Origin of the sequence: Auritidibacter sp. NML100628, assembly GCF_003185985.1 — a bacterium.
Lineage (GTDB): Bacteria > Actinomycetota > Actinomycetes > Actinomycetales > Micrococcaceae > Auritidibacter > Auritidibacter ignavus.
In genome coordinates this window covers 134,601-155,236 of the sequence record NZ_QHLP01000004.1, presented here as the reverse complement: position 1 = coordinate 155,236, position 20,636 = coordinate 134,601, and the positions used below count along the sequence as shown (strand labels likewise).

Below are 20,636 nucleotides of genomic sequence, written 5' to 3'. Positions count from 1 at the left end.
CCGGCGTCGATCCGAGCGAAAAGCTCGTCCAAGGCGCCACTGGCCTTCAACTGCGCAACAACATCAGCCCCACCAGGCTGATCAACACGATCATCTGTCATGGTCATCATCATGTCCTCTCATCGATAACTCTGTACACAAACAATCTGACACCCTCTGATTCGGGTCGAATCGAACTTCCCGCCCATCTGGGTCGCCTTGCCGACACGGACCTCAAGCAGCATCTTGATCAACCTTCGTTGCTCAATTAGGTCCAAGCGCTCCCAAGCCTCTTCCACATCCTCGGCCTGGATCAGGGCTAGCACGCCCTCGTCGGAGACCGGAGGCGTTGCGGCCCGGGCGAGCTCTTCAATCTGCAGGTTCACGCGCTGTTCTATCGACGCGAGCATCGCCACGGTGATATTGCCCGCCGAATACTCCTCTGCCGCCTCATCGAGCCGCTTCCGCAGAGCGGCCATCTGTTCCTCGACCTGACGCACGGTCGCCATCCAGTCATTGCCCGGCTCACCGATCACCGCGAGGCTTTCCGGCTTCGTCAGCCACCCCAGTAATGCGCCGACCACATAAGCATCGGTGGGATCGATGCTAACGCTGACCTTTCGGCATCCGGGATGGGCGCAGGTGTAATTGTTGCGGCGGCTGCCATCAGCCCTCGGAGCCCCTGAGGGGATGCGCACCATCGGTCGCAGGCAGAAGGCGCACTTAACGATGTGGGACAGCAGCCACTTCGGGTGGCTAGGGTTCCAGAGTCGAAATGCTGATGGCGACGAGAGCGGTCCTCCAAGGCGCGGTTCACGCGCTCCCACTTCTCTCGTGCAAGGATCGCAGGCCAGTCGGCCTCACCGATAACCTCGCCCCGGTACACGCGTAGCCCAGCGATGGTGGGATTTCGCAGCACTTGCCGAAGCGTCATGTTCATCCATCCCCGGGAGTGCTCAGAGTATGGCTTCATCGGCGTTGGAACACCGGCGTGGTTCAGACGCGTCGTGATGGCATGGATGGGCACTCCTTTAAGGATGTCCTCGGCCGCGGAGACGATCACGGCCGAGTGCTCAGGGTGCACCTCCTGACGGATGAGCACCCCGGTGAACTCGTCGTAGACACGTCGGTAGCCATAAGGTAGGCGATCATGCGGGCGTCCCTTCTTGGCGTTCAGGCGAACCGTGCGCAGCTGGCGGTCGCGGATGATCGCGGCGTCCTTCTCGGCGGTGAGGAACTCCAGGCCCATCATGAAGCTATCGTCGTGACGGGAGAAGTCGTAGACCCGGCCCTTCGTGAGGTACAGGACGCCGGCCTCTTGGCACGCTGCACGCAACTGCACATACGCCAGCAGTGCGCGCCCTGCACGAGAAGGTTCCCACGTGACGAAGGCGTCGTACTCCTTCGAAGCGATTAGGGTGAGCGCTTCCTCGAAGCCCTCGCGCTCGCGGGTGCGCCACTTCGATGCGGATCGGTTCGCGTCGGTGATGACTTTGCCAACCGTCCATTCCTGCTGGTCGTACCAGGTGCGGCAGTCGGTCTCTTGGTCGCCGGTGGACCTCATCAGGTTCTATCGGTCCATAGATGCTCGGGTGTAGATCAGTGCGTTGGTTCCCATGGCGGGCAGGTGCTCCTCCGGATAATCCATGGGAATGCTCGGTGAACCGAGCAACGACGTGGACCACGAAATGCTGACGGCTATGGAAGATGTGCTGGACTCCTGGCCTGGCACTTTGTTGGTCGTCTCCCACGACCGATACCTGCTTGAGCGCGTCGCCGATCAGCAATATGCCATCATCAACGGGACCTTTCGGCATTTGCCCGGTGGCGTCGACCAGTATCTCCAGCTGGCCGAACAGGCTGAGAGTCAAGCTAAGACGACACCGTCGAGGAACCAGAAACAGCAACAACACAATTCCTCCGGCGCTGACAACGTCGCCGGTAACGAGCAGTCACGTGGCTTGTCTGGGGCTGAGAAACACGCTGCGCGGAAGGAAGCGTCCTCGATTGAGCGCAAACTGCAGAAGCTCAACACTGAACTCACTGAGCTAGAAGAAAAAATGGCCGCTCACGACCAGACAGATTTCGAAGGGCTTGCGGATCTGACTGCCCAAGTCTCCGGGCTCCGCGAAGAGATTGATACCAAGGAATCCCGTTGGCTGGAGTTGCTCGAAGCGGTAGAGAGCTAACTAGCTTTTAAGTCCCGTTCGGCTGGGTTGGTGGGCTGGGAAAGATCCGTTGGGCCAAATCTACGACTGCATGCAGGGCGGGGTTGTTATCGTGACGTTGCCAGATCATTCGCACCTCCAGCGGAGGTTGGGAGATGTCCTGAATTCTGGCGAAGCTCACGTTTTGGTGGGGCACATTGGTAGCCACGGAATCCAGGGTGATACCACACCCCATCCCCACGGCCACGAGGACCATCAAGGTCCAGGAATCAGGTGCGGTCTGTGTGACGCGAGGAACGAATCCGGCGGTATTGGCCAGAGCATTGAAGCGGTTGGGTAGGGCGGCCCCAAACCCGGAGGGCAGAGAAATCCAATTCTCGTGAGCGAGTTCTCTGAGATTGACCGCGGGCCGACCAGCCAAGCGGTGGGACGCTGGTAAGGCGACAATGACTTCTTCAAGCCCCATCAGGTGAGAACTAATTTCTGCCGGGAGGAAATCCCATCGCCCGATGGCCAGATCGACGCTGTGGTCCATCACTGATTGCAACGCCTGGTGAGAGAACTGAGCTGAGTTGTACTCTAGGCGCAACCCAGCGCGTTCTGTTCGCAAGGCTTTGGCTAACCGTGCAACCTGGGTATTGACTGATGCGCCGGCAAATCCGATCCGCACGTACCCGGCCGCTCCACTTATGGTGTTCTTTACCGTTTGACGAGCTTGATTCGAGGCGGCAATGAGATGCTGAGCGGGCTGTAGTAAGGCTTCACCGGCTGGAGTCAGAGACACCGTCCGTGTGGTGCGCTCAAAAAGAGTTGCACCGAGTTCACGTTCTAGCTGCTGAATCGCCCGCGAGAGAGGCGGCTGGGCCATGCGGAGGGATTTCGCAGCACGACCAAAGTGCAGTTCCCGGGCGACCGCCAGGAATTCTTTGGCCTGCTGGACTTCCATCATGCTCCCCCGCGAGATATTAGTACGGTCTGCGTATCAATATTTCCTCACCTAATATACGGGGGGAACGAGCTACACAGCGGGAACGGTGTGCTCCGGACGAAGCCCACCGGAGAGTAAATCCATCGTCCAGGTAACATAGTGTGGTGCCTGGGCAGGCAGATGGTGTCCGGTTGGGGCAACGATGACTCGCACATTCGGCGGCAGCGATGCCTGTTGCAAATTGTTCAGGTACTCCGCACGGTCGGAAGCGCCGGTGATGACCGTGGTGGGGACGGTGATCTGTTCCAGGTGGTGAATCCCTTTGCCTCGAAAAATCACCCGCCGCAGTGCGCCTTCCCGCGCTCGAGTGCTGTGACGTCCCCAGACACGGAAACCCAGTAAATGAGCCGCGCCCCAGCCGACGGAGCGGAAGCGCGAGGTCATCAGGAATTTATACAGCTTGTTGGTCTGTTCGATGCTGGCCTTGGCCTCATGGGAGTCTCGGAAAAGTGGCGCATTGAACATGACGAGTTCGGAAACGAGGCTGGGGTACTTGCGAGCTAACTTGAGAGCAATCAGGCCACCAAGGGAGTGTCCCACCAGAACGACAGGCTGGCCACCACTGATCGACAGCAACGCATTTTTCACGTGCTCAACGTGCTCGTTGTAATCGTAGCTTGCAGCTGGAACACGAGCTGCGCGTCCAAAGCCCAACAGATCAACAGTCGCCACACGGTAGCCGGCAGCGGTTAGTCGTCTGCGCGCCGGATTCCAGTACTTCGCGGAGGTGAGTAAACCGTGCAAGAGCACCACGGGGTGAGACTCTCCGGGGTACTGATGAATGAACTCATCAACTGTGGCAGTCATGGCAACTCTTCTTCGTTCTCGAGGGTTGGGCTATGCAAGATCCTTACAAAATGGACAGTCGATTTTCGGACCGGTGTACATACTGTAACACCAAGGTTTGAAGAAATTTACCTCATGTTTGCTTTTGGGGTGGTGTTTTCAGGCACACTGAACGTATGGATGACAGCACCTCTCTAGGACAGGGCAGAGGCGTCATCGCCGATGCTCACGGCACCGCCCGAAGCCCGTGGGCGATGAGTAGTCAGCTGATGCAGGATTACTACGACACCGAATGGGGTGTCCCCATCACGGATGAAGCTGGGCTTTTTGAGCGGATCAGCTTAGAAGTCTTCCAAACCGGCCTATCTTGGCGCACCATTTTGACTAAACGCCCCGCCTTTCGCAAAGCCTTCTGCCAGTTCGACCCCGATGAGGTCGCGACCTTCGACGAGGATACGGTGGAGCGTTTGGTACGCCTTGATGGGATTATTCGACACCGGGGGAAAATTCGGGCAACCATTGCCAATGCTGTGGCGACGCGTGCGCTGCGCGATAAAGGCGGGCTGGTGCAGTTGGTGTGGTCGTTTCATCCAGAGACGACGCCCATGCCACGCACCAGCGATGAGGTGCCCACACAGTCAGCTGAATCGGTAGCGCTGGCTCGCGCGCTGAAGAAATCCGGTTTCCGGTTTGTGGGGCCCACCAATATGTTCGCGATGATGGAGGCTATTGGGATGGTCGATACCCATCTGCTGGGTTCGTTCCGGCGCGGGGTCTCCGGTCTTTTTGATTCCCAAGGGAACCGGATGAAAAGGCCATGGGACGAAACCGGGTGACCTGGGGCAGGGATAGTGCTAAGACTCTCGGGTGGCCTCAATCCAGCTGAGGTATTCCTCGGTGACATCGCCGGTGGTGTAGTGGCCCGTAAAGCACGACAGCTCCAAATTGGTGACGTGAGATCCAGTAGTGATGGCCTCCACCATGGCATCCACTTCTTGGTAGACCAGCCGGTCAGCCCCAATGACTTGGGCTACTTCGTCTTCGGTGCGGTTTGCCGCAACCAATTCGCCTCGGGTGGGCATATTGATACCGTACACGTTGGCGTAGCGGATCGCCGGCGCCGCCGACGCGAAGATCACTTTGCGTGCCCCGGCATCCCGGGCCATCTGGACAATCTGTTTGGAGGTGGTTCCGCGCACGATGGAGTCATCGACCAGCAGTACCGATTTGCCCTGAAATTCTTCGGGTAGCGCATTGAGTTTCTGACGCACTGACTTCTTTCGAACCTTCTGGCCAGGCATGATGAAGGTACGACCCACATAGCGGTTCTTATAGAAACCTTCGCGGTAAGGCAGGTTAAGGGAACGGGCCAGTTCCATGGCGGTGGGACGCCCGGAATCTGGGATAGGCATCACCACATCAATATCGCCCAGATCCAAAGTGGCGCGAACCTTGGCGGCTAGGGTCTCGCCCATGCGCAACCGTGCTTGATAGACCGAGATCCCGTCCAGGGTCGAGTCCGGACGTGCTAAGTACACGTACTCGAAGGCATCCGGAACCAGACGTGGGTTCTCTGCGCACTGCCGGGTGAAGAGCTTTCCACTATCGGAAATGAAAATGGCCTCACCTGGAGCGACGTCTCGGACCAACTCATATCCACCGGAGGCCAAAACCAGAGACTCGGAGGCCACCACCCATTCGGGGTCCCCGTTGTCATCAAACCGACGGCCCAAGACCAGTGGGCGAATGCCGAAGGGGTCACGGAATGCCAGCAAGCCATAACCGGCTATCAAGGCAATCGCTGCATAGGTGCCGTTGACACGCTGATGGACGGTGGAGACAGCTTGGAACAGGTCATCTTCAGTGGGCTCTTTACCAACCAGCGAGTTTTGCAGAGCGTTAGCCAGAACATTCAGCAAAATTTCGGTGTCCGAGGAGGAGTTCAGATGCCGGCGGTCAACGTGGAAGAGCTCTTTGGTTAGTTCGCGTGTGTTGGTGATATTACCGTTGTGCACCAGGGTAATGCCGTACGGGGCATTGACGTAAAAAGGTTGCACCTCATCTTCATTGCTGGCCGAACCACTGGTGGCGTAGCGGACATGCCCCAACCCCACATTGCCCAGCAAAGTACGCATATCCCGGGTCCGGAAGGATTCGCGCACATGCCCGCGGTGTTTGACGGTGTGGAAAGTGGAGTGTTCATCGTAGGTTGAGATACCGGTGGAGTCTTGACCGCGATGTTGCAACAGCAACAATGAGTCATAGATACTCTGGTTAACCGGGCTGGTCGAAACGAGACCGACAATTCCACACACGACGGTGAGCTCCCTCTACATGGGTATACGGCAGATGACCGAACCATTAAATCACTATTCGGTACCGACGGTGTACTTGAAGACAGCGGGACTACCAGCACCAGCCGATGCACAGACAGCACAGCAGACAGAACGTGTCGCCCCGATGATTCACAACCACCACAAGGACCACCCGGCAGACCTGGCGGTCCGAACTGCCCAGCACCCCGATGTTCTTCCGGCGTTGCGGATGCGGAACCTAGCCAATCGCAAGGTAAAGGTATATGCCGGGTTGGGCGACGAGCGGTTCTTCACCCGGCTGGAAGAACGACTAGACCAGGACGTGGCCTGGTCTCAGCGTGGCTTGGCTGCCGAGGCCGATCTGGTCATTGCAGAGACCGGGCCCAAAGATTTTTCCGAGACCTCTGGGATTATAGCAGTGGCGGGAGCTACTCCGGTGTTACCTGAGGATGCCGAGACCGGGGTGGGGATTCAGATGGGTATGCTTTAGGTTCACCCCGTCTGGGAACAGCGTGAACGGCCGGACCAAGACACCGACAGCCCCCGGTTCAGGGTGCGATCCACCTTATGAGAAACGGTCTTAGCCGGACGTCCAGCGTTGGTGTGGGTCCTCGCTGAAGATCAGGACACCCGAGATGTCTATGCCCGCCACGGTTTTACAGCCGATGGACAAAGCGAAAAACTCACCGGCGACTGGAAGGGGCTGACCGAGAGGCGGATGATCCGGAGCCAGTCGGTGACCGGGGGAGCTTTGATAACCTAAAGGTTATGTCGGTCACCGATCTTACGGCCTCTACACAGAACTACCTCAAAGCCATCTGGACGTTGCAGGAATACTCTGAAGATCCCGTGACGGCCAAAGTTCTCGCGGAAAAAATCGGGGTGCGGTTATCCTCCGCATCGGATGCGGTCCGGAAGTTGGCTGACCAACAACTCGTGATCCACCAGCCCTATGGTTCAGTGGAACTCACAGCCGAAGGAACGGGCTATGCCATCGACATGGTGCGTCGCCACCGGCTGATCGAGGCCTTTCTGGTCGAAACACTGGGATACCGATGGGATGAGGTTCACGAAGAAGCCGACGCGCTCGAGCACGCGGTCTCGGACATGATGATCGATCGCATTGACCAACACCTCGGATTCCCGACCCGTGATCCGCACGGTGATCCCATCCCGCGCAGGGATGGCAGTATTGACGCCCCCGAGCTCGACTGCTTGTCCGTGTTACACATAGGAGACCGGGCCCGTATTGAGCGCATCTCAGATGCGGATCCGGCGATGCTACAGTTTTTCGCCCGCCAGGGACTACACCCCGGAGTGGAACTCACGATTGTGCCGTCGGCGCCTTATTCGGGCTCGATGGCCGTCTCAGTCGGCGAGGCATCTACCGAGCCGGTCTGGCTGGGAGTTGACGCCACGAATAGCATTTGGGTGTACCGTTTGTCCTCGCCTGAAACGTCCTGATTCCGACTCACGGCCGGAAGTATGGCACAATGTTTGGGGTGTTCGTGATCCGCCATGGTGTAACGGCAGCACGCCAGCCTTTGAAGCTGCGCGGTCTAGGTTCGAATCCTAGTGGCGGAACTGGAGAGCGATTTTAGCCTTCATCTCACTCTGTGCCGATGACCAAAGGAAGTGACCAGGTGACTCAGCCTCCCGCTCCAGTAGCCGTGATCGTTCTGGCGGCCGGCCAGGGCACTCGAATGAAATCTTCTACTCCGAAAATCCTGCATCAAATCGGCGGGCGCTCGCTCGTTGGCCACGCGCTTCACGCAGCTCAGAGCCTCAACCCTGAACATCTCGTGGCGGTAGTGCGTCACGAACGCGATCGTGTGGTGGCACACCTGCAAGAACTCGTGCCCGAGGTTGTTATCGCCGACCAGGACGAGATTCCGGGCACCGGTCGGGCCGTGGAACAAGGGCTCCAGGCGCTACCGGCCGACACAACCGGAACCGTGGTAGTCACCTACGGTGACGTCCCGCTGCTGACCCCGCAAACCCTGAGCACGCTGGTGGCCTGTCACCATGACCAGGGTAACGCCGTGACCGTGCTGACCGCAGAGGTCTCCGACCCCACCGGATACGGTCGTATCGTCCGCGATGACCAGGGCCTTGTGGAGCGCATCGTCGAGCACAAGGACGCGCTACGTCATGCCGAGGAAACCGGCGATGACTCGCTGGTGAACATCCTCGAGATCAACTCTGGGATCTATGCTTTCGACGCTCAAGTGCTGGCTCGTACGCTGGCCGAGGTCTCCACCGATAACGCTCAGGGTGAGAAGTACTTGACGGATGTGCTTAGCCTGGCCCGCGCCGAGGGCGGCCGGGTCGCCAGTTGGGTCACCACCGATGTGTGGGAGGTTGAAGGCGCGAACGACCGTCGTCAGCTGGCAGCCTTGGGCGCCGAACTGAATCGTCGGATCACTGATTTTTGGATGCGTCAGGGCGTGACCATCGTTGACCCGGCCACCACCTGGATTGACATCGAGGTTGAGCTGGCCGCCGACGTCACCATTAAGCCGGGAACCCAGCTCCACGGCTCTACTCGGATTGCTCCCGGCGCCACCATTGGCCCAGACACCACGCTGACCGATGTCCATGTCGGTCAGCACGCGACCGTCAAGCGTACCGATGGGACCGAGGCAATGATTGCTGCGGGAGCTAAAGTGGGACCATTCACCTATCTGCGCCCCGGTACCGTCCTGGGAGAAAACGGCAAAATCGGTGCCTTTTATGAAACCAAGAATGTCACCGTAGGCGCTGGGTCTAAACTCTCCCACCTGGGGTATGCCGGCGACGCCGAGATTGGAGAGAACACCAATATTGGATGTGGCAATATCACCGCAAACTATGACGGGGTCAATAAGCATCGCACCGTGATCGGTTCCGAGGTGCGCACTGGATCTAATACCGTCTTTACTGCTCCGGTAGAAATCGGCGATGGCGCCTACACGGGTGCGGGCGCTGTGGTACGAGACAATGTGCCCGCTGGGGCCCTGGCCATCAACCAGGTTTCTCAGCGCACCATTGAGAATTGGACCATCACCAAGCGTCCCGGTACGGCTGCCGCTCGAGCCGCAGAAGCCGCTGGAGAAGCATCTGAACACACCGATGGCGACCGGTCCGCGAACTAGTCACTAGCATCTCGCTGTGATGACGAGCCACAACACAACTTCCACAACGGCGACGGGAAGACAAGAACCTCTCAGGCCTGCCGTTGAGGACAAAAACTACATAGTGTAGTTTGCAAGAACTATCGCACGCACATTTCTGTCGAGGGAGTCGATCGTTGAGCGAGATTAGTCATCACGAAAATAAGAAGCTGGTCCTGGCTTCGGGCCGGGCGCATCCCCAGTTGGCCGATGAAATTGCCGAGGCCTTGGGTACTGAGCTTCTCTCGCTGTCAGCCTACGACTTTGCCAACGGGGAGATTTACGTTCGCCCCGGCGAATCGGTGCGTGGTAAAGACTGTTTCGTCATCCAGGCGCACCCAGCACCGTTAAACAACTGGCTGATGGAGCAGCTCTTGCTCGTCGATGCGATGAAGCGTGCCTCAGCACGACGGATCACCGTGGTCTCGCCCTTCTACCCGTACGCGCGTCAGGACAAAAAGGGGCGTGGACGCGAACCTATTTCCGGACGCCTGGTCGCTGATCTCTATAAGGCCGCTGGTGCCGACCGCATTATGTCGGTGGACTTGCACACCGCTCAGATTCAGGGGTTCTTCGATGGACCGGTGGATCACCTGTTCGCAGTGCCCATCCTGGCCGATTACATTCGTGGCAAGGTTGGCGACTCCGAGGTTACGGTGGTCTCTCCGGATACGGGACGCGTGCGGGTGGCCGAGCAGTGGGCCGATCGGCTGGGCGGTGTCCCGCTGGCTTTCGTACACAAGACCCGTGACCTGACCACTCCGAACAAAGCTGAGTCGAAAACCGTGGTCGGGAAGATCGAGGGTCGCACCTGTGTGCTGATCGACGACATGATCGATACCGGTGGCACCATCGCCGGTGCGGTGCGAGTGCTGAAAGAAGCCGGGGCGAAAGATGTCATTATTGCCGCTACTCACCCGGTCTTCTCCGATCCTGCCGCCCAGCGGTTAGCCGAGTGCGGGGCCCGTGAAGTGGTGGTTACCAATACCTTACCGATTCCGGCGGCCAAAAAGTTCGAGAACCTCACCGTGCTTTCCATCGCTCCACTGATAGCCCGGGCCATCAAGGAAGTCTTCGAAGACGGTTCTGTCACCAGCCTGTTCGACGGCAACGCCTAAGAACTGGCGATTGGCCGATCACACTGGCCGGCCCTCGTTACTTTGTCGAGTCCATGATGGTCCCACACTTGCCTGCGCAGACACCCAGATCGCTGATAGAGCGTCTGAAAACTGACGCGACCTATCTGGGCCCGGCGGAACGTAAAGTCATCGTGGCAGTCATCGAGGCATTCGAACAGATACCTGATCTATCTGCCACCGATCTGGCTGCTCGCGCTCAAACATCGGCGGCTACCGTCGTGCGAGCCGCACAGAATTTGGGCTATTCAGGCTTTCAGAGGCTGAAGGATGAGATCTCTCGGTCTCTTCTCGCCCAAGCTGACCAGTCGCAGGTGGCCACTGCCCAGGGGCAGGTCAGCGGTGCCGTGCAGCTGTCCGCGTTGCAGTTGTTGAGTCGAGATGTTTTTGCTGCTGCCCAGAGCGAAATCGCCCTGACTGAGCGAATGCTTGCCAGCGAGGTCATGGAGCAGGCGGTCACTGCGGTGGCGTCGGCGAAGACCATTCTGTTAGTCGGCACCGGAGGTTCAGCAATTCCGGCCCAAGAGGCCGCGCTACGCTACACCATGTCAGGCTTAACCGCCGTGGCCCCCGTCGATGTCCTGGGGCAACAATTTACTGCTCGGATGCTCTCTGAGCGGGATGTCTGTATTGCGGTGAGCTACTCGGGAGCCAATAAACACACTCTCGACTCCGTGCGAGCCGCCCAAACTGCGGGGGCACTCATTATCGCTATTACGAGCTCTGGGATTTCTCCTCTGGCTCAACAAGCAGACCTGACGTTGACTGCTGGAAGCCGAAACGACGACCAGGAAGTGCTGGTGTCCAGAATTTCCCACACCTTGGTGCTCAACATCTTAGGTCTCGCCGCTCAGCGTCTCGTGTTTCACGATGCCGAACCTCACATGGGACCTTCAGAAAAACTGGGTCCGCTACTGTCCGACGCGCTCGAACCTGACATCTCTGAGGTCGAGGATTAATCGAAAAAATCTCACGTGGTAACAATCGTCACATCGGTTAGCTGAGATTGTTAAACCGTTGTCGCGACCCGTTCACGGTGTATTTATCTTCGCTCGTTCTACTGGGGTGTAACACCGTTTCATCGATAAAGTAACGATGAAATGTGTGGGCCTCGTTGAGAAATATACCGTGAGGAGGGCGAGATGGCACCGTGGGGCGATCCCAACAGTATTCATAACCTGCGCCCTCTTCCCGGAGTGACCAGCACAGCCAAGGGCCCCGCTAAGATTTACCGCTCGTCGGTTCCGGGGAAACTTCAACTCTCCGCTCCCGAATTGTGCGCCGTCGATGGGATTGGGACCGTGATCGACCTGCGTGAGCCAGAAGAGATCCTTCAGCGCCCGGACACACTGCCAGAGCACGTTGGCTATATCAATATTCCGCTCTATCGGGGACCAGTTCCCAGAGACGAGCCCATTTTGCAGGTCTATTCCAGACTCATCACCCAACGCGGTGCTCAACTCGTCTGCGTGTTAAAAGCTGTCACAATGGCGCTCGATGATGGCGTACTCATTCACTGCACTGCCGGAAAGGACCGCACGGGACTTGTGGCAGCGCTGGTTCTCTCGGTGGCAGGAATACACCGGGACATCATTGTTGCCGATTATGCCCGCAGTGCTGACGAGCTACCGGACAGTTACCACGCACAAGTCGCTACCGAGATGTCGAGTCAATGGGATACCTCGTCTGAAGAATTCTCTCAGGCCCTCAGATTGCATACCCTCAGCCCCGCCTCAGCGATGAGGCACTTACTGGAACACCTAGACCATCGTTACGGTTCAGTCGCGCGTTTTCTTGACTGCGTTGGTTTCAGCCTTCCTGAGCAACGCGTACTGGCTGAGCATCTGCATGCGAGGCGAGAGCCGAAGGGGGCCTGAGATGGCAGACTCATGGCACATAGCTCACTTAACCGACCCGCACCTGACCGAAAACCAGCAGACCCTGTATGGTGGCTCAATCGACCCCTGGGGGCAACTGCGTCAAACATTCGAGGCCCTCGCCCGCGGTGACGCTGGTTTACCGGATGCCGTGGTAATCAGTGGCGACCTATGCCAGCGTGGCCATGATGCCTACGCTGAAGTCGCTGGTTTTCTTACCGAGCAACGAAGGCGCTTGGGCTGTCCGATCCTTGTCGTTCCAGGTAACCACGATGAACCGGGGGCGATCGATGCTCGTTTTCACGATCCTGACACCAGCCATACTGATCCCCACGATGCAAGCAATAGCATCATCGCGGTACCCGGTCTGCGACTCATCGGGCTCAATACCCATGGTTATGGCCACCCACACGGTTGGCTTGAGACCACCTCATTGGATTGGCTAGAACACCACATCCGCCAAGACGGCACCGAGGACATTGTTTTAGTTCTGCACCATCCGCCGGTACCGGGGATGATCGCCGGCCTGCGTCACCGCGGTCTCCTGGATTCTGACTCTCGCCGGCGTCTCGCAGAGATTATGACCGGTTCGCGGGTTTGTCTGATCCTGAGCGGACATTACCACCTGAATCAATACGGCAGCTTTGCCGGAATCCCGGTCAGCGTTGCTCCCGGAATCTCCTATAGCAACGACCCCCTAGCCCCCGGAGAAACAATCCTGGCGCGGGCGGTCTTTGGATTCGTTCGCGTTGAACGAGAACCCCCAGGGCCCCCGGATATCGTGAGCAGCCTTCTTCCCTGTTCAGAACCATCCAGAGTGGTTTTCACTCTGGAGGCTTCTCCCTCGTCCCCCTAAACCCTGACCAACCCGAAACCACTGTTCACCGACAAACGTTGAGGAGGAAACCATGAAAAAAACCACCAAACTGCTCGCTCCGCTTGTTCTCATTCCTGCTCTTGCCTTGAGCTCCTGCGCTGATGAAGCGCAGCAACAGATGAACGAGTCTGACTCTGGGGATAACACCCTGACCGTTTACACCTCAGAACCGCAAGAGAAAATCGACGAGATCATTGATGCCTTTGCGGAGGTTAATCCCGACGCAGAAATTGACGTGTTCCGTGCTGGCACGGGTGAGCTGAAGACTCGTGTGGCCAGCGAAAAAGAAACCGGCGAGATTCAAGCCGATGTCATTTTGGCAGCGGATGTGCCCACTTTCGAAGATTACGCCGCAGAAGGTGATCTTGCCGAGCTGAATTTGGAGAACACCGATTCGCTTGATGACTCCTACGTCGATGAAGACAACTACTGGGTCGGGACCCGACTCATTCCGACCATTATTGCTGTCAATACAGACGTTATTTCCGAAGATGATGAACCGAGCTTATGGCAGGACCTCACCAATTCGGACTATGAAGGTCAAATAGCGATGCCCAACCCGGACGTATCTGGTGCCGCCGCATTCAACACGGCGGTTTGGCGTTCGAGTGATGAGCTAGGGGATCAATGGCTCGAGGACTTGGTCGCCAATGATCCCACCATCTTGGAATCCAATGGTCCCGTAGGACAGGCCGTGGGTGAAGGGACCACCGGCCTTGGCATCGTGGTGGATTACGTCATTCGCGACCTGGCTGATCAAGGTTCGCCGGTAAAAGTCGTATACCCGGAAGATGGCGCACCTTATGTGTCACAGCCGGCGGGTGTGTTTGCTGATAGTGACAACCAGGAACTGGCTAATCAGTTCGTGGATTTCTTGATTTCCGAAGACGGACAGCAGATGGCTGCTGAACAGTCCTACCTTCCGGTTCGTGATGACGTGGGGGTTCCTGAGGGGGCTCCGGAGCTGGCAGATCTTAATCTGATGGATCCTGATTTGGAAGAAATTGCGGCTGAACAGGATGAAGCCGTGTCCTATTTCAATGGATTGCTGAAGTAAGGTGAGTCAGCTGGCTAGCACCGCGGGTAACGTGGCTCCGAGAACTCGCACAGGACGTGCCGATGGCTTGTTCATCATGCGATGGGCAGTTGTTCTGGCCCTGGTACTCATTGTTGTTGTTCCGCTGGTTGCGCTGATCAAGGTGGGAATTGATCCCACAGCTTTGACGGTTTTTTCCGACCCCGCGGTGCTAGAAGCGCTCACGAATTCGGTGGTCTCAGCTACCATCTCCGCGATGATCGCGACCACGCTGGGGGTGATCTTCGCCATAGTCTTAGACCGGTTGATCATCCCCGGCGCCCAACTCATTCGTTGGTTGTTGCTTATTCCCTTTTTGATTCCGCCCTTCATCGGCGCGATGGCATGGATGGCGCTCTTAGGGGTCAACGGTCCTGTCAACCGGATCTTGGAACAGATGGGTCTCGAGGCGAATCTCAGCATCTTTGGTGGACCCGGCGTGATCCTCCTACTCACCATTCACTCCTATCCCACGGCTTTTCTCGTGGTCTCGACGGCGTTGCGTCGGGTCCCCGGCAACCTTGAGGAAGCCGCAAGAATCTCAGGTGCCTCGACGTTCAAAGTCATGACCACTGTGACTCTGCCACTGATGCGACCTGGGATCGTTGCCGCCTTGATCCTCACCTTGGTGGCGAATCTTTCAGACTTTGGTATCCCCGCTTTGATTGGTCTGCCGGAGGGTTATACCACGCTCACCACGCTGGTATACCGCTACCTCGCCTCGGCAACCATTTCGAATCCTCTTCCAGCAGCCTCGGCGATCGGAATGGTGCTTCTAGTGGTCGCGCTCGTAACCATCCTCGCGCAACGTCGCATGCCGACAGCCTCACAGCTATCCGATACAGCCGTAGCGCAGAAAGCCCATCCAGGCCGGGGCATGCAATACCTGCTCAGCGCGACACTGTGGGCATGGATCGTGCTTATCTGTATCGTCCCTATGGTTGCGCTGAGCGTGCAAGCTCTACTGCCGGCCCCGGGAGTCCCCTTGACCTGGGAGAACCTGACGTTTGACAATTTTGGTTCCGCTCTCACCTCCCGCGGGGCCGTCCAGGGCCTCCAGAATTCGCTGATGTTGGCCGGTTCCGCGGCCCTGATTTGTGGGGTGCTGGGATTGTTGGTTGGGATCGTGCTGACCAGATCTCGATCCCGACTCAACCCTGCGATCGACGTGCTCGCAACGTTGCCTCAGGCCTTGCCCGGACTGGTGATCGCGGTGGGATGGTTGCTCATTGCCCCGATGCTCAAGATTTTCAACACCCCGTGGGTGATTCTCGGCGCGTATGTCATGGCTTTCATAGCCCTCGTTGTCCAGCAGGTCCGCGCACCGTTGGCAACCATTTCGTCCTCTTTGGAAGAATCAGCTCAGATTTCGGGAGCTACTCATGCCCGAGCGGTGCTGGACATCACTGCCAGAATGGTGACTCCCGCGGTGATCACCGGCATCATCGTTGTATTCTTCACCGCAGTTCGAGAACTCACCATTTCCATTCTGCTGGTCGCACCGGGATCGCAAACGCTGGGTGTCACCATATTCAACCTGCAACAAGCCGGTAACTACAACGCGGCCTCGGCGCTGGCGGTGGTGGTTGCTCTGGTCGGCATGATCGGGCTGTCCTTTGCCGGGTGGTTGGGCTCCCGTCGTGCCAGCTGATGTCTCTCGTTCTTTGTTCTTGCTGGTCTTGCTTCGCCCTTACGTTCGAAAGATGATTGCTTCTTATGTCTGATATCAGCATTTCGCAACTCAACCACAGCTATAACAGTGCCACCCCGGAATCACAGCTAGCTCTTCAAGATATTTCGCTCAACATCGCCGATGGAGAATTTATCGCCCTGGTCGGGCCCTCCGGATCCGGTAAAACCACCTTGTTGCGCACACTGGCAGGGTTTATCCGTCCGCTGAGTGGGCGGATAACGTTGGGTGGACGGACCCTGTTTGCTTCCGATATCTGGGTACCACCACATCGACGTCAACTGGGTATGGTATTCCAAGACCACGCGGTATGGCCTCATATGAGCGTCAGCGAGAATGTGGCGTATCCTCTCAAACGTGCCGGACTGCGCTCAGCAGAAATTTCGGCGCGGGTCGAGAAAATACTCGAACACGTGGGACTGGTGGAGTTCGCTCAGCGCAAGCCCACACAGTTGTCCGGAGGACAGCGACAACGAGTTGCATTGGCCCGCGCAATCGTCGCAGAGCCGTCAGCGCTTTTGCTTGATGAAGCGTTGTCGGCCTTAGACGAGCCGCTTCGCGCTCGCCTACGCCTGGAACTTCGCAGGCTCACCACCGAGCAGGGTCTCACCGCGGTGCACGTGACCCACGACCGCTCTGAAGCACTAGCGATTGCCGACCGTGTGGTGGTGATGGATCAGGGCCGAATTGTCCAAGTTGGTACCGCAAGCCAAATGATAGCCAGTCCCGCGTCAAGTTTTGTGGCTGGCTTTCTTAATGATGCGACGCTTTTTCCAGGAAGTATCTCATCGGGTCGGTTCTATCCGGATCACCCGGGGGTGAACTTGTACACTGCTGGCACGGATCATGCTCCCGCGAAGGTCAGTTTCGTTGATGACGTGCAGACTGGTGCCGGCAGGCAACGAGCCATCGCTAGCGTCGACCCCTACCATATTCGCCTGGAGTCGGTGCCTCAGCCCGACGGAGACGATGTGCGGGTGGCGCGAGTCACCTCGATCTTGCAGGGTCGCGATCGGACCGAAACCGCGCTCGAATGGGGAGACACGGAGGTGCGTGTTTTTGGCGACCCGAATCAACCGGTTCGGCAACCGGGCGAACTGGTCCAGCCCGTGATTCAATCCGCCCACGTATACTTGAGCTAAATCAATCCAGCGAACAGGATCTCTTGCGTGCACGACCAAGACCGCCCTCAGCCAGGTGCTACCTGGTATCTCGTCCGCCACGGTCAAACTGATTGGAATAAGGCCGGCCGGATGCAGGGACGCACCGACATTCCGCTCAATGACACCGGTCGCGCCCAAGCGGTTTTGGCAGCTGAGGAACTGGCAAATCTGCGTCCCACGGCGGTGATTAGCTCGCCACTGTCTCGGGCACAAGAAACCGCACAGATTATCGCCACCCGGATCGGGGGAGTCGAGGTCCACATCGAACCTGGGCTGATTGAACGATCCTACGGCAGTGCGGAAGGCCGGGATGTACGGGGATTGTCCGATGAGCAACGTCAGGCTCTGATGGACGGTGGCGAACCACGTGCGGAGGCGGGGCGACGTGGGGTGCGGGCACTGCGAGAGCTTAAAACCCGCTACGGTGATGCCCCGGTGGTCATCATTAGTCACGGGGCACTGATTCGAGTCATGCTCGAGCAACTCACTGGGGAGCCACACCCCCGGATCGCTAACGCCGAAATTAGGGCGATTGACTCTCGACTGGTGTGATCACCACCGCAGCATTGTGGCCACCAAAACCGAAGCTGGGGGCCAACACCGCCGAGGGTTGCCAATGTTGTGTGGATGTCACCACCTGGATCTGATCATAAAAATCTGGGTGCTGAAGATTCCGGGTGCCCGGAATGAGCCCGGCACGAATAGACTCAACCGCCATGGCCACCTGCAAAGCACCGGATCCGCCCATCAGGTGACCGGTCACCGACTTGAGTGCGGTGACCGGCACACCGGGAAGGCGCGCGCCAAAAATCCGTGATAAAGCAGCCACCTCGGCAGCATCCCCACGGGGAGTGGAGGTAGCATGAGCGCTGATCTGACCGATCTGGTACGGTTCGAGACCGGCATCCGCTAGAGCATCAGCGATCGTCTGGCCGGCCCACCGACCGGTGGGGTCTGCCGCGGTGGGATGAAAACTATCCTGGCCCATCCCGCCTCCGGCCAACAGCGCCAGGGGACGGGCCGGGTCGGCTTCCAGGAGTAATGCCACCGCGCCCGAAGCCATCACGAACCCATCGCGTGCGGCATCGAAAGGTCGGCAGATCTGATCCGGATCTGCATTCTTGCTCAGCGCCCCAACCAATGCATTACCGGTCAGATTCACCGGATTCACCGCGTCTTCATAGCCGATTACCAGCACGCGGCGGGCATAACCGTGGCGTATCCGGCGCAAAGCGGTCACTAGCGCGATCGTGGAGGACGCGCACGTGGCACTAACCGCTTCGGTCCCGCCATGACTGCCATAGCGTTGGGCGGCCAGTGTGGCCACCGTATCGGGGGAGGCCGTTAGGACCGCTGGGATCGCGGGCGCTCGCGATACGCCGGAGATGATGGCTTCGACCGCTCGATGAATGGTTGTCACCGGTCCGTTGGCGCTGGCGGCAATAATGTCCCCGCCAAAAAAGGGTTCATCGGATGTGGGGGTGCCGGAATACCCCAGGGCCTGATCGGCCGCACAGATTGCCATCACCACAGCTTGATCCACCCGGTTCGATAACGGTGGGTCAAAGATGTCGGTGGCATCGATCGGCTCAGCTGTGGCAGCTACGCGGACACCGGTTTGCTGTACGACAGCCTCCGGCAGGGGGCTGAACAGATGGTGCCCGTCAGTTACCGAATGCCAGAGCCTAGCGGTCCCGTGCCCAGCTGCGCTCACCGCGCCCATCCCGGTGATGCCAACCTGGTGGATACTCATAACCGGTGGGCCTTTCCCTCATCAATGAGTTGGGTGAGGCGCCGGCGTTGAATTTTCTCTGAGCTGGTCCGTGGGAAACGGGCGATGGAGTACCAGCGCCGTGGTCGGAAGGGCTCCGGGATGTTGTCGCGGGCGAGGGCCACCAATTCGGATTTTGTGGGCGCCTGTGGAGTTTCGATCACCCCGGCGATGATCACACCCAGACGTGGATCGGGCAAACCGACGGTGGCTGTTGCACCCGTGACCAGGGGGCCGAGAGCTTGAGCCAGCCTGTCATCGGCCTCGACGAGGCTGATGGTGTTGGCCCCGGTGGTGACGATCTCGTCGCCACGGCCAGCTAGCTGAATCCACCGATCCTGCACCATCCCCCAGTCACCCACGGTGCGCCAACCGGATTCGTCGCTGAGTTGGGCAGGGGAATTGAGATACCGTGCTGACGCCGACGGGGCGCGAAACCACAGCTGCCCCAGACAGTTCTCGGCCAAGACCCGGTTGGTGGTGTCTCGGACCTGGGCAGTGACGTGGTCATAGAGACGTAACCGGTCGGAATAGCTGATCCCGTAGGGATCCGGTGTGGAATCGGCAATGAATCCGATTTCTCCGGTGCCAAAGTAGTTGATCAGTTTTGCGCGCGGCACTTTCTCCGCGACCCGGTCGCGTAATGCTTGAGGGACTGCCGAGCCTCCGGTGACCAGTACCTGAAGATTCCCTAGCCGTTCGGTCTGATTCCCGGCGGCCTCCAGAATGCCCAGCAAGACGGCCGGTGCCGCCACGACGCGGGTGATCGGCCAGTGGGTGAAGGCTGCGATCATGTGCCGAAAATGCGCCCGGCCGGTCACCACACAGGTTTCACCAGCGCCCAGTGCCTCGACCACCGCGTAGAGGATGAGGCTATACGACAACGTTCCGGGGGCCAGTGTTGTGTGACCTGCTACCTGGAGTCGTTGGTGCGAGGTCCGGTAATTGGCCCGGTACTCGCCCCGGGTTTTGATAAATGCTTTGGGCTGGCCCGTCGTCCCCGAGGAAAACAACACGAGATAGGGATCTGCATCCTGCAGAACCGTGGTGTCTCCGGGATCCACATCTGGTGCCAGCAGCAGTTGCGGGCCGAGCACCGTTCCAGGAAAGCCGTGGGTACGAAGATACTGGGAGAAAGTCTGGTCATCGGTGACTACCACAGTGATACCGGCAGATGAGATATTGTCCCACAGCTGGTCGTGCCAGTCCCTTGGATTCAGCACGCTGAGCACCACTGGGCCCATACTGAGCTCGGCAAAGAGACGTACGGTGGTCAACGCATCGTGCAGACACAACGCCACGACCGGGTAACCGGCAAGATCCTGGTGAGGGCTGTCCGGGGTTTCCCGCGCCACTTGCTGGAGTCGTGACGCTGTGGTGCGGGATGAGCTCAGGAGCTCACCGTAGGTAATGTATTGACCCTGGTCATCGGCGAGGGCGATGCGCGCGGGGGTCTCGATTGCGCGGGCCAGAACTGATTGTACAAAGGGCATAGTCGACACCCCCTTACCACTTCACCACGGATTGGATAGGCCGTGCCGGAGACTGTCCCGGCGTTCCTTGCTATCTAAACACATCGCTCAGGCGAGGTTGAAGTGGTCGAAGCCAGTGCGCTCATGCTAGAATGCAACAGTTGCCCAGGCGAGGGAGCAGACTTGC

At 58.4% G+C, this 20,636-nt stretch carries 20 protein-coding genes and 1 tRNA gene; 14 read left to right on the top strand and 7 right to left on the bottom strand.

The window, feature by feature from the left end; translation table 11 throughout:
- Positions 1–119 precede the first annotated feature (119 nt).
- Together DCC24_RS05015 and DCC24_RS05010 are read right to left on the bottom strand one after the other, a co-directional pair.
- A complete protein-coding gene (locus DCC24_RS05015) occupies positions 120–563 on the bottom strand; it encodes a hypothetical protein (RefSeq protein ID WP_110098819.1) in 444 nt (147 codons plus the stop codon).
- A complete protein-coding gene (locus DCC24_RS05010) occupies positions 536–1,543 on the bottom strand; it encodes a recombinase family protein (RefSeq protein ID WP_110098818.1) in 1,008 nt (335 codons plus the stop codon). The genes DCC24_RS05015 and DCC24_RS05010 overlap by 28 nt, the downstream gene beginning before the upstream one ends.
- 88 nt (positions 1,544–1,631) lie before the next feature.
- On the opposite strand from DCC24_RS05010, the gene DCC24_RS05005 reads away from it, so the two are divergent.
- Positions 1,632–2,168, top strand: coding sequence for an ABC transporter C-terminal domain-containing protein (locus DCC24_RS05005; protein WP_158524599.1), 537 nt, complete (start codon positions 1,632–1,634; stop codon positions 2,166–2,168).
- A gap of 7 nt (positions 2,169–2,175) precedes the next feature.
- Here DCC24_RS05005 and DCC24_RS05000 read toward each other — a convergent pair whose 3' ends face one another.
- Positions 2,176–3,096, bottom strand: coding sequence for a LysR family transcriptional regulator (locus DCC24_RS05000; RefSeq protein WP_233491984.1), 921 nt, complete (start codon positions 3,094–3,096; stop codon positions 2,176–2,178).
- 69 nt (positions 3,097–3,165) lie between these two features.
- Positions 3,166–3,942: an alpha/beta fold hydrolase gene (locus DCC24_RS04995; RefSeq protein ID WP_110098815.1), complete on the bottom strand. Its 777-nt coding sequence runs from the start codon at positions 3,940–3,942 to the stop codon at positions 3,166–3,168.
- Positions 3,943–4,097: 155 nt separating this feature from the next.
- On the opposite strand from DCC24_RS04995, the gene DCC24_RS04990 reads away from it, so the two are divergent.
- Positions 4,098–4,757: a DNA-3-methyladenine glycosylase I gene (locus DCC24_RS04990; protein WP_110098814.1), complete on the top strand. Its 660-nt coding sequence runs from the start codon at positions 4,098–4,100 to the stop codon at positions 4,755–4,757.
- Between the two features lie 18 nt (positions 4,758–4,775).
- On the opposite strand, the gene purF is transcribed toward DCC24_RS04990, so the two are convergent.
- The gene (gene purF, locus DCC24_RS04985; protein ID WP_110098813.1) at positions 4,776–6,236 is read right to left on the bottom strand and encodes an amidophosphoribosyltransferase; all 1,461 of its coding nucleotides are present in this window, start codon (positions 6,234–6,236) and stop codon (positions 4,776–4,778) included.
- Between the two features lie 34 nt (positions 6,237–6,270).
- Here purF and DCC24_RS04980 point away from each other — a divergent pair, with 34 nt between their 5' ends.
- The 12 genes from DCC24_RS04980 (at position 6,271) to DCC24_RS04925 (ending at position 17,758) form a co-directional block, all read left to right on the top strand.
- On the top strand, positions 6,271–6,726 hold the full coding sequence (locus tag DCC24_RS04980) for a hypothetical protein (protein ID WP_110101131.1): 456 nt from the start codon (positions 6,271–6,273) through the stop codon (positions 6,724–6,726).
- 278 nt (positions 6,727–7,004) lie between these two features.
- Positions 7,005–7,700, top strand: coding sequence for a metal-dependent transcriptional regulator (locus tag DCC24_RS04975; protein WP_110098811.1), 696 nt, complete (start codon positions 7,005–7,007; stop codon positions 7,698–7,700).
- 48 nt (positions 7,701–7,748) lie between these two features.
- Positions 7,749–7,820, top strand: a tRNA-Gln gene (locus tag DCC24_RS04970).
- A gap of 59 nt (positions 7,821–7,879) precedes the next feature.
- Complete coding sequence (glmU, locus tag DCC24_RS04965; protein WP_199446218.1) at positions 7,880–9,370, top strand: bifunctional UDP-N-acetylglucosamine diphosphorylase/glucosamine-1-phosphate N-acetyltransferase GlmU; 1,491 nt, start codon at positions 7,880–7,882, stop codon at positions 9,368–9,370.
- Between the two features lie 155 nt (positions 9,371–9,525).
- Positions 9,526–10,506: a ribose-phosphate diphosphokinase gene (locus DCC24_RS04960; RefSeq protein WP_110098809.1), complete on the top strand. Its 981-nt coding sequence runs from the start codon at positions 9,526–9,528 to the stop codon at positions 10,504–10,506.
- 68 nt (positions 10,507–10,574) lie between these two features.
- Positions 10,575–11,483 (top strand): MurR/RpiR family transcriptional regulator, encoded by a 909-nt coding sequence (locus DCC24_RS04955; RefSeq protein ID WP_158524598.1) that lies wholly within the window; start codon positions 10,575–10,577, stop codon positions 11,481–11,483.
- Between the two features lie 183 nt (positions 11,484–11,666).
- Positions 11,667–12,401: a tyrosine-protein phosphatase gene (locus DCC24_RS04950; protein ID WP_110098807.1), complete on the top strand. Its 735-nt coding sequence runs from the start codon at positions 11,667–11,669 to the stop codon at positions 12,399–12,401.
- A gap of 1 nt (position 12,402) precedes the next feature.
- Positions 12,403–13,257 (top strand): metallophosphoesterase, encoded by an 855-nt coding sequence (locus DCC24_RS04945; RefSeq protein WP_158524597.1) that lies wholly within the window; start codon positions 12,403–12,405, stop codon positions 13,255–13,257.
- Positions 13,258–13,309: 52 nt separating this feature from the next.
- Positions 13,310–14,335 carry an ABC transporter substrate-binding protein gene (locus DCC24_RS04940; RefSeq protein WP_110098805.1) on the top strand — a complete coding sequence of 342 codons (1,026 nt, stop codon included), beginning with the start codon at positions 13,310–13,312 and terminating at the stop codon, positions 14,333–14,335.
- Between the two features lie 76 nt (positions 14,336–14,411).
- On the top strand, positions 14,412–16,004 hold the full coding sequence (locus tag DCC24_RS04935) for an iron ABC transporter permease (RefSeq protein ID WP_110098833.1): 1,593 nt from the start codon (positions 14,412–14,414) through the stop codon (positions 16,002–16,004).
- A 65-nt stretch (positions 16,005–16,069) separates the two neighbouring features.
- Positions 16,070–17,185, top strand: a complete 1,116-nt coding sequence (locus tag DCC24_RS04930; protein WP_110098804.1) for an ABC transporter ATP-binding protein — start codon at positions 16,070–16,072, stop codon at positions 17,183–17,185.
- Between the two features lie 27 nt (positions 17,186–17,212).
- A complete protein-coding gene (locus tag DCC24_RS04925; RefSeq protein ID WP_110098803.1) occupies positions 17,213–17,758 on the top strand; it encodes a histidine phosphatase family protein in 546 nt (181 codons plus the stop codon).
- On the opposite strand, the gene DCC24_RS04920 is transcribed toward DCC24_RS04925, so the two are convergent.
- Positions 17,730–18,959, bottom strand: coding sequence for a beta-ketoacyl synthase (locus DCC24_RS04920; protein WP_110098802.1), 1,230 nt, complete (start codon positions 18,957–18,959; stop codon positions 17,730–17,732). The two genes, DCC24_RS04925 and DCC24_RS04920, sit on opposite strands and share 29 nt — an antisense overlap.
- On the bottom strand, positions 18,956–20,470 hold the full coding sequence (locus DCC24_RS04915) for a class I adenylate-forming enzyme family protein (protein WP_110098801.1): 1,515 nt from the start codon (positions 20,468–20,470) through the stop codon (positions 18,956–18,958). Before DCC24_RS04915 ends, DCC24_RS04920 begins: the two co-directional genes overlap by 4 nt.
- Positions 20,471–20,636 lie beyond the last annotated feature (166 nt).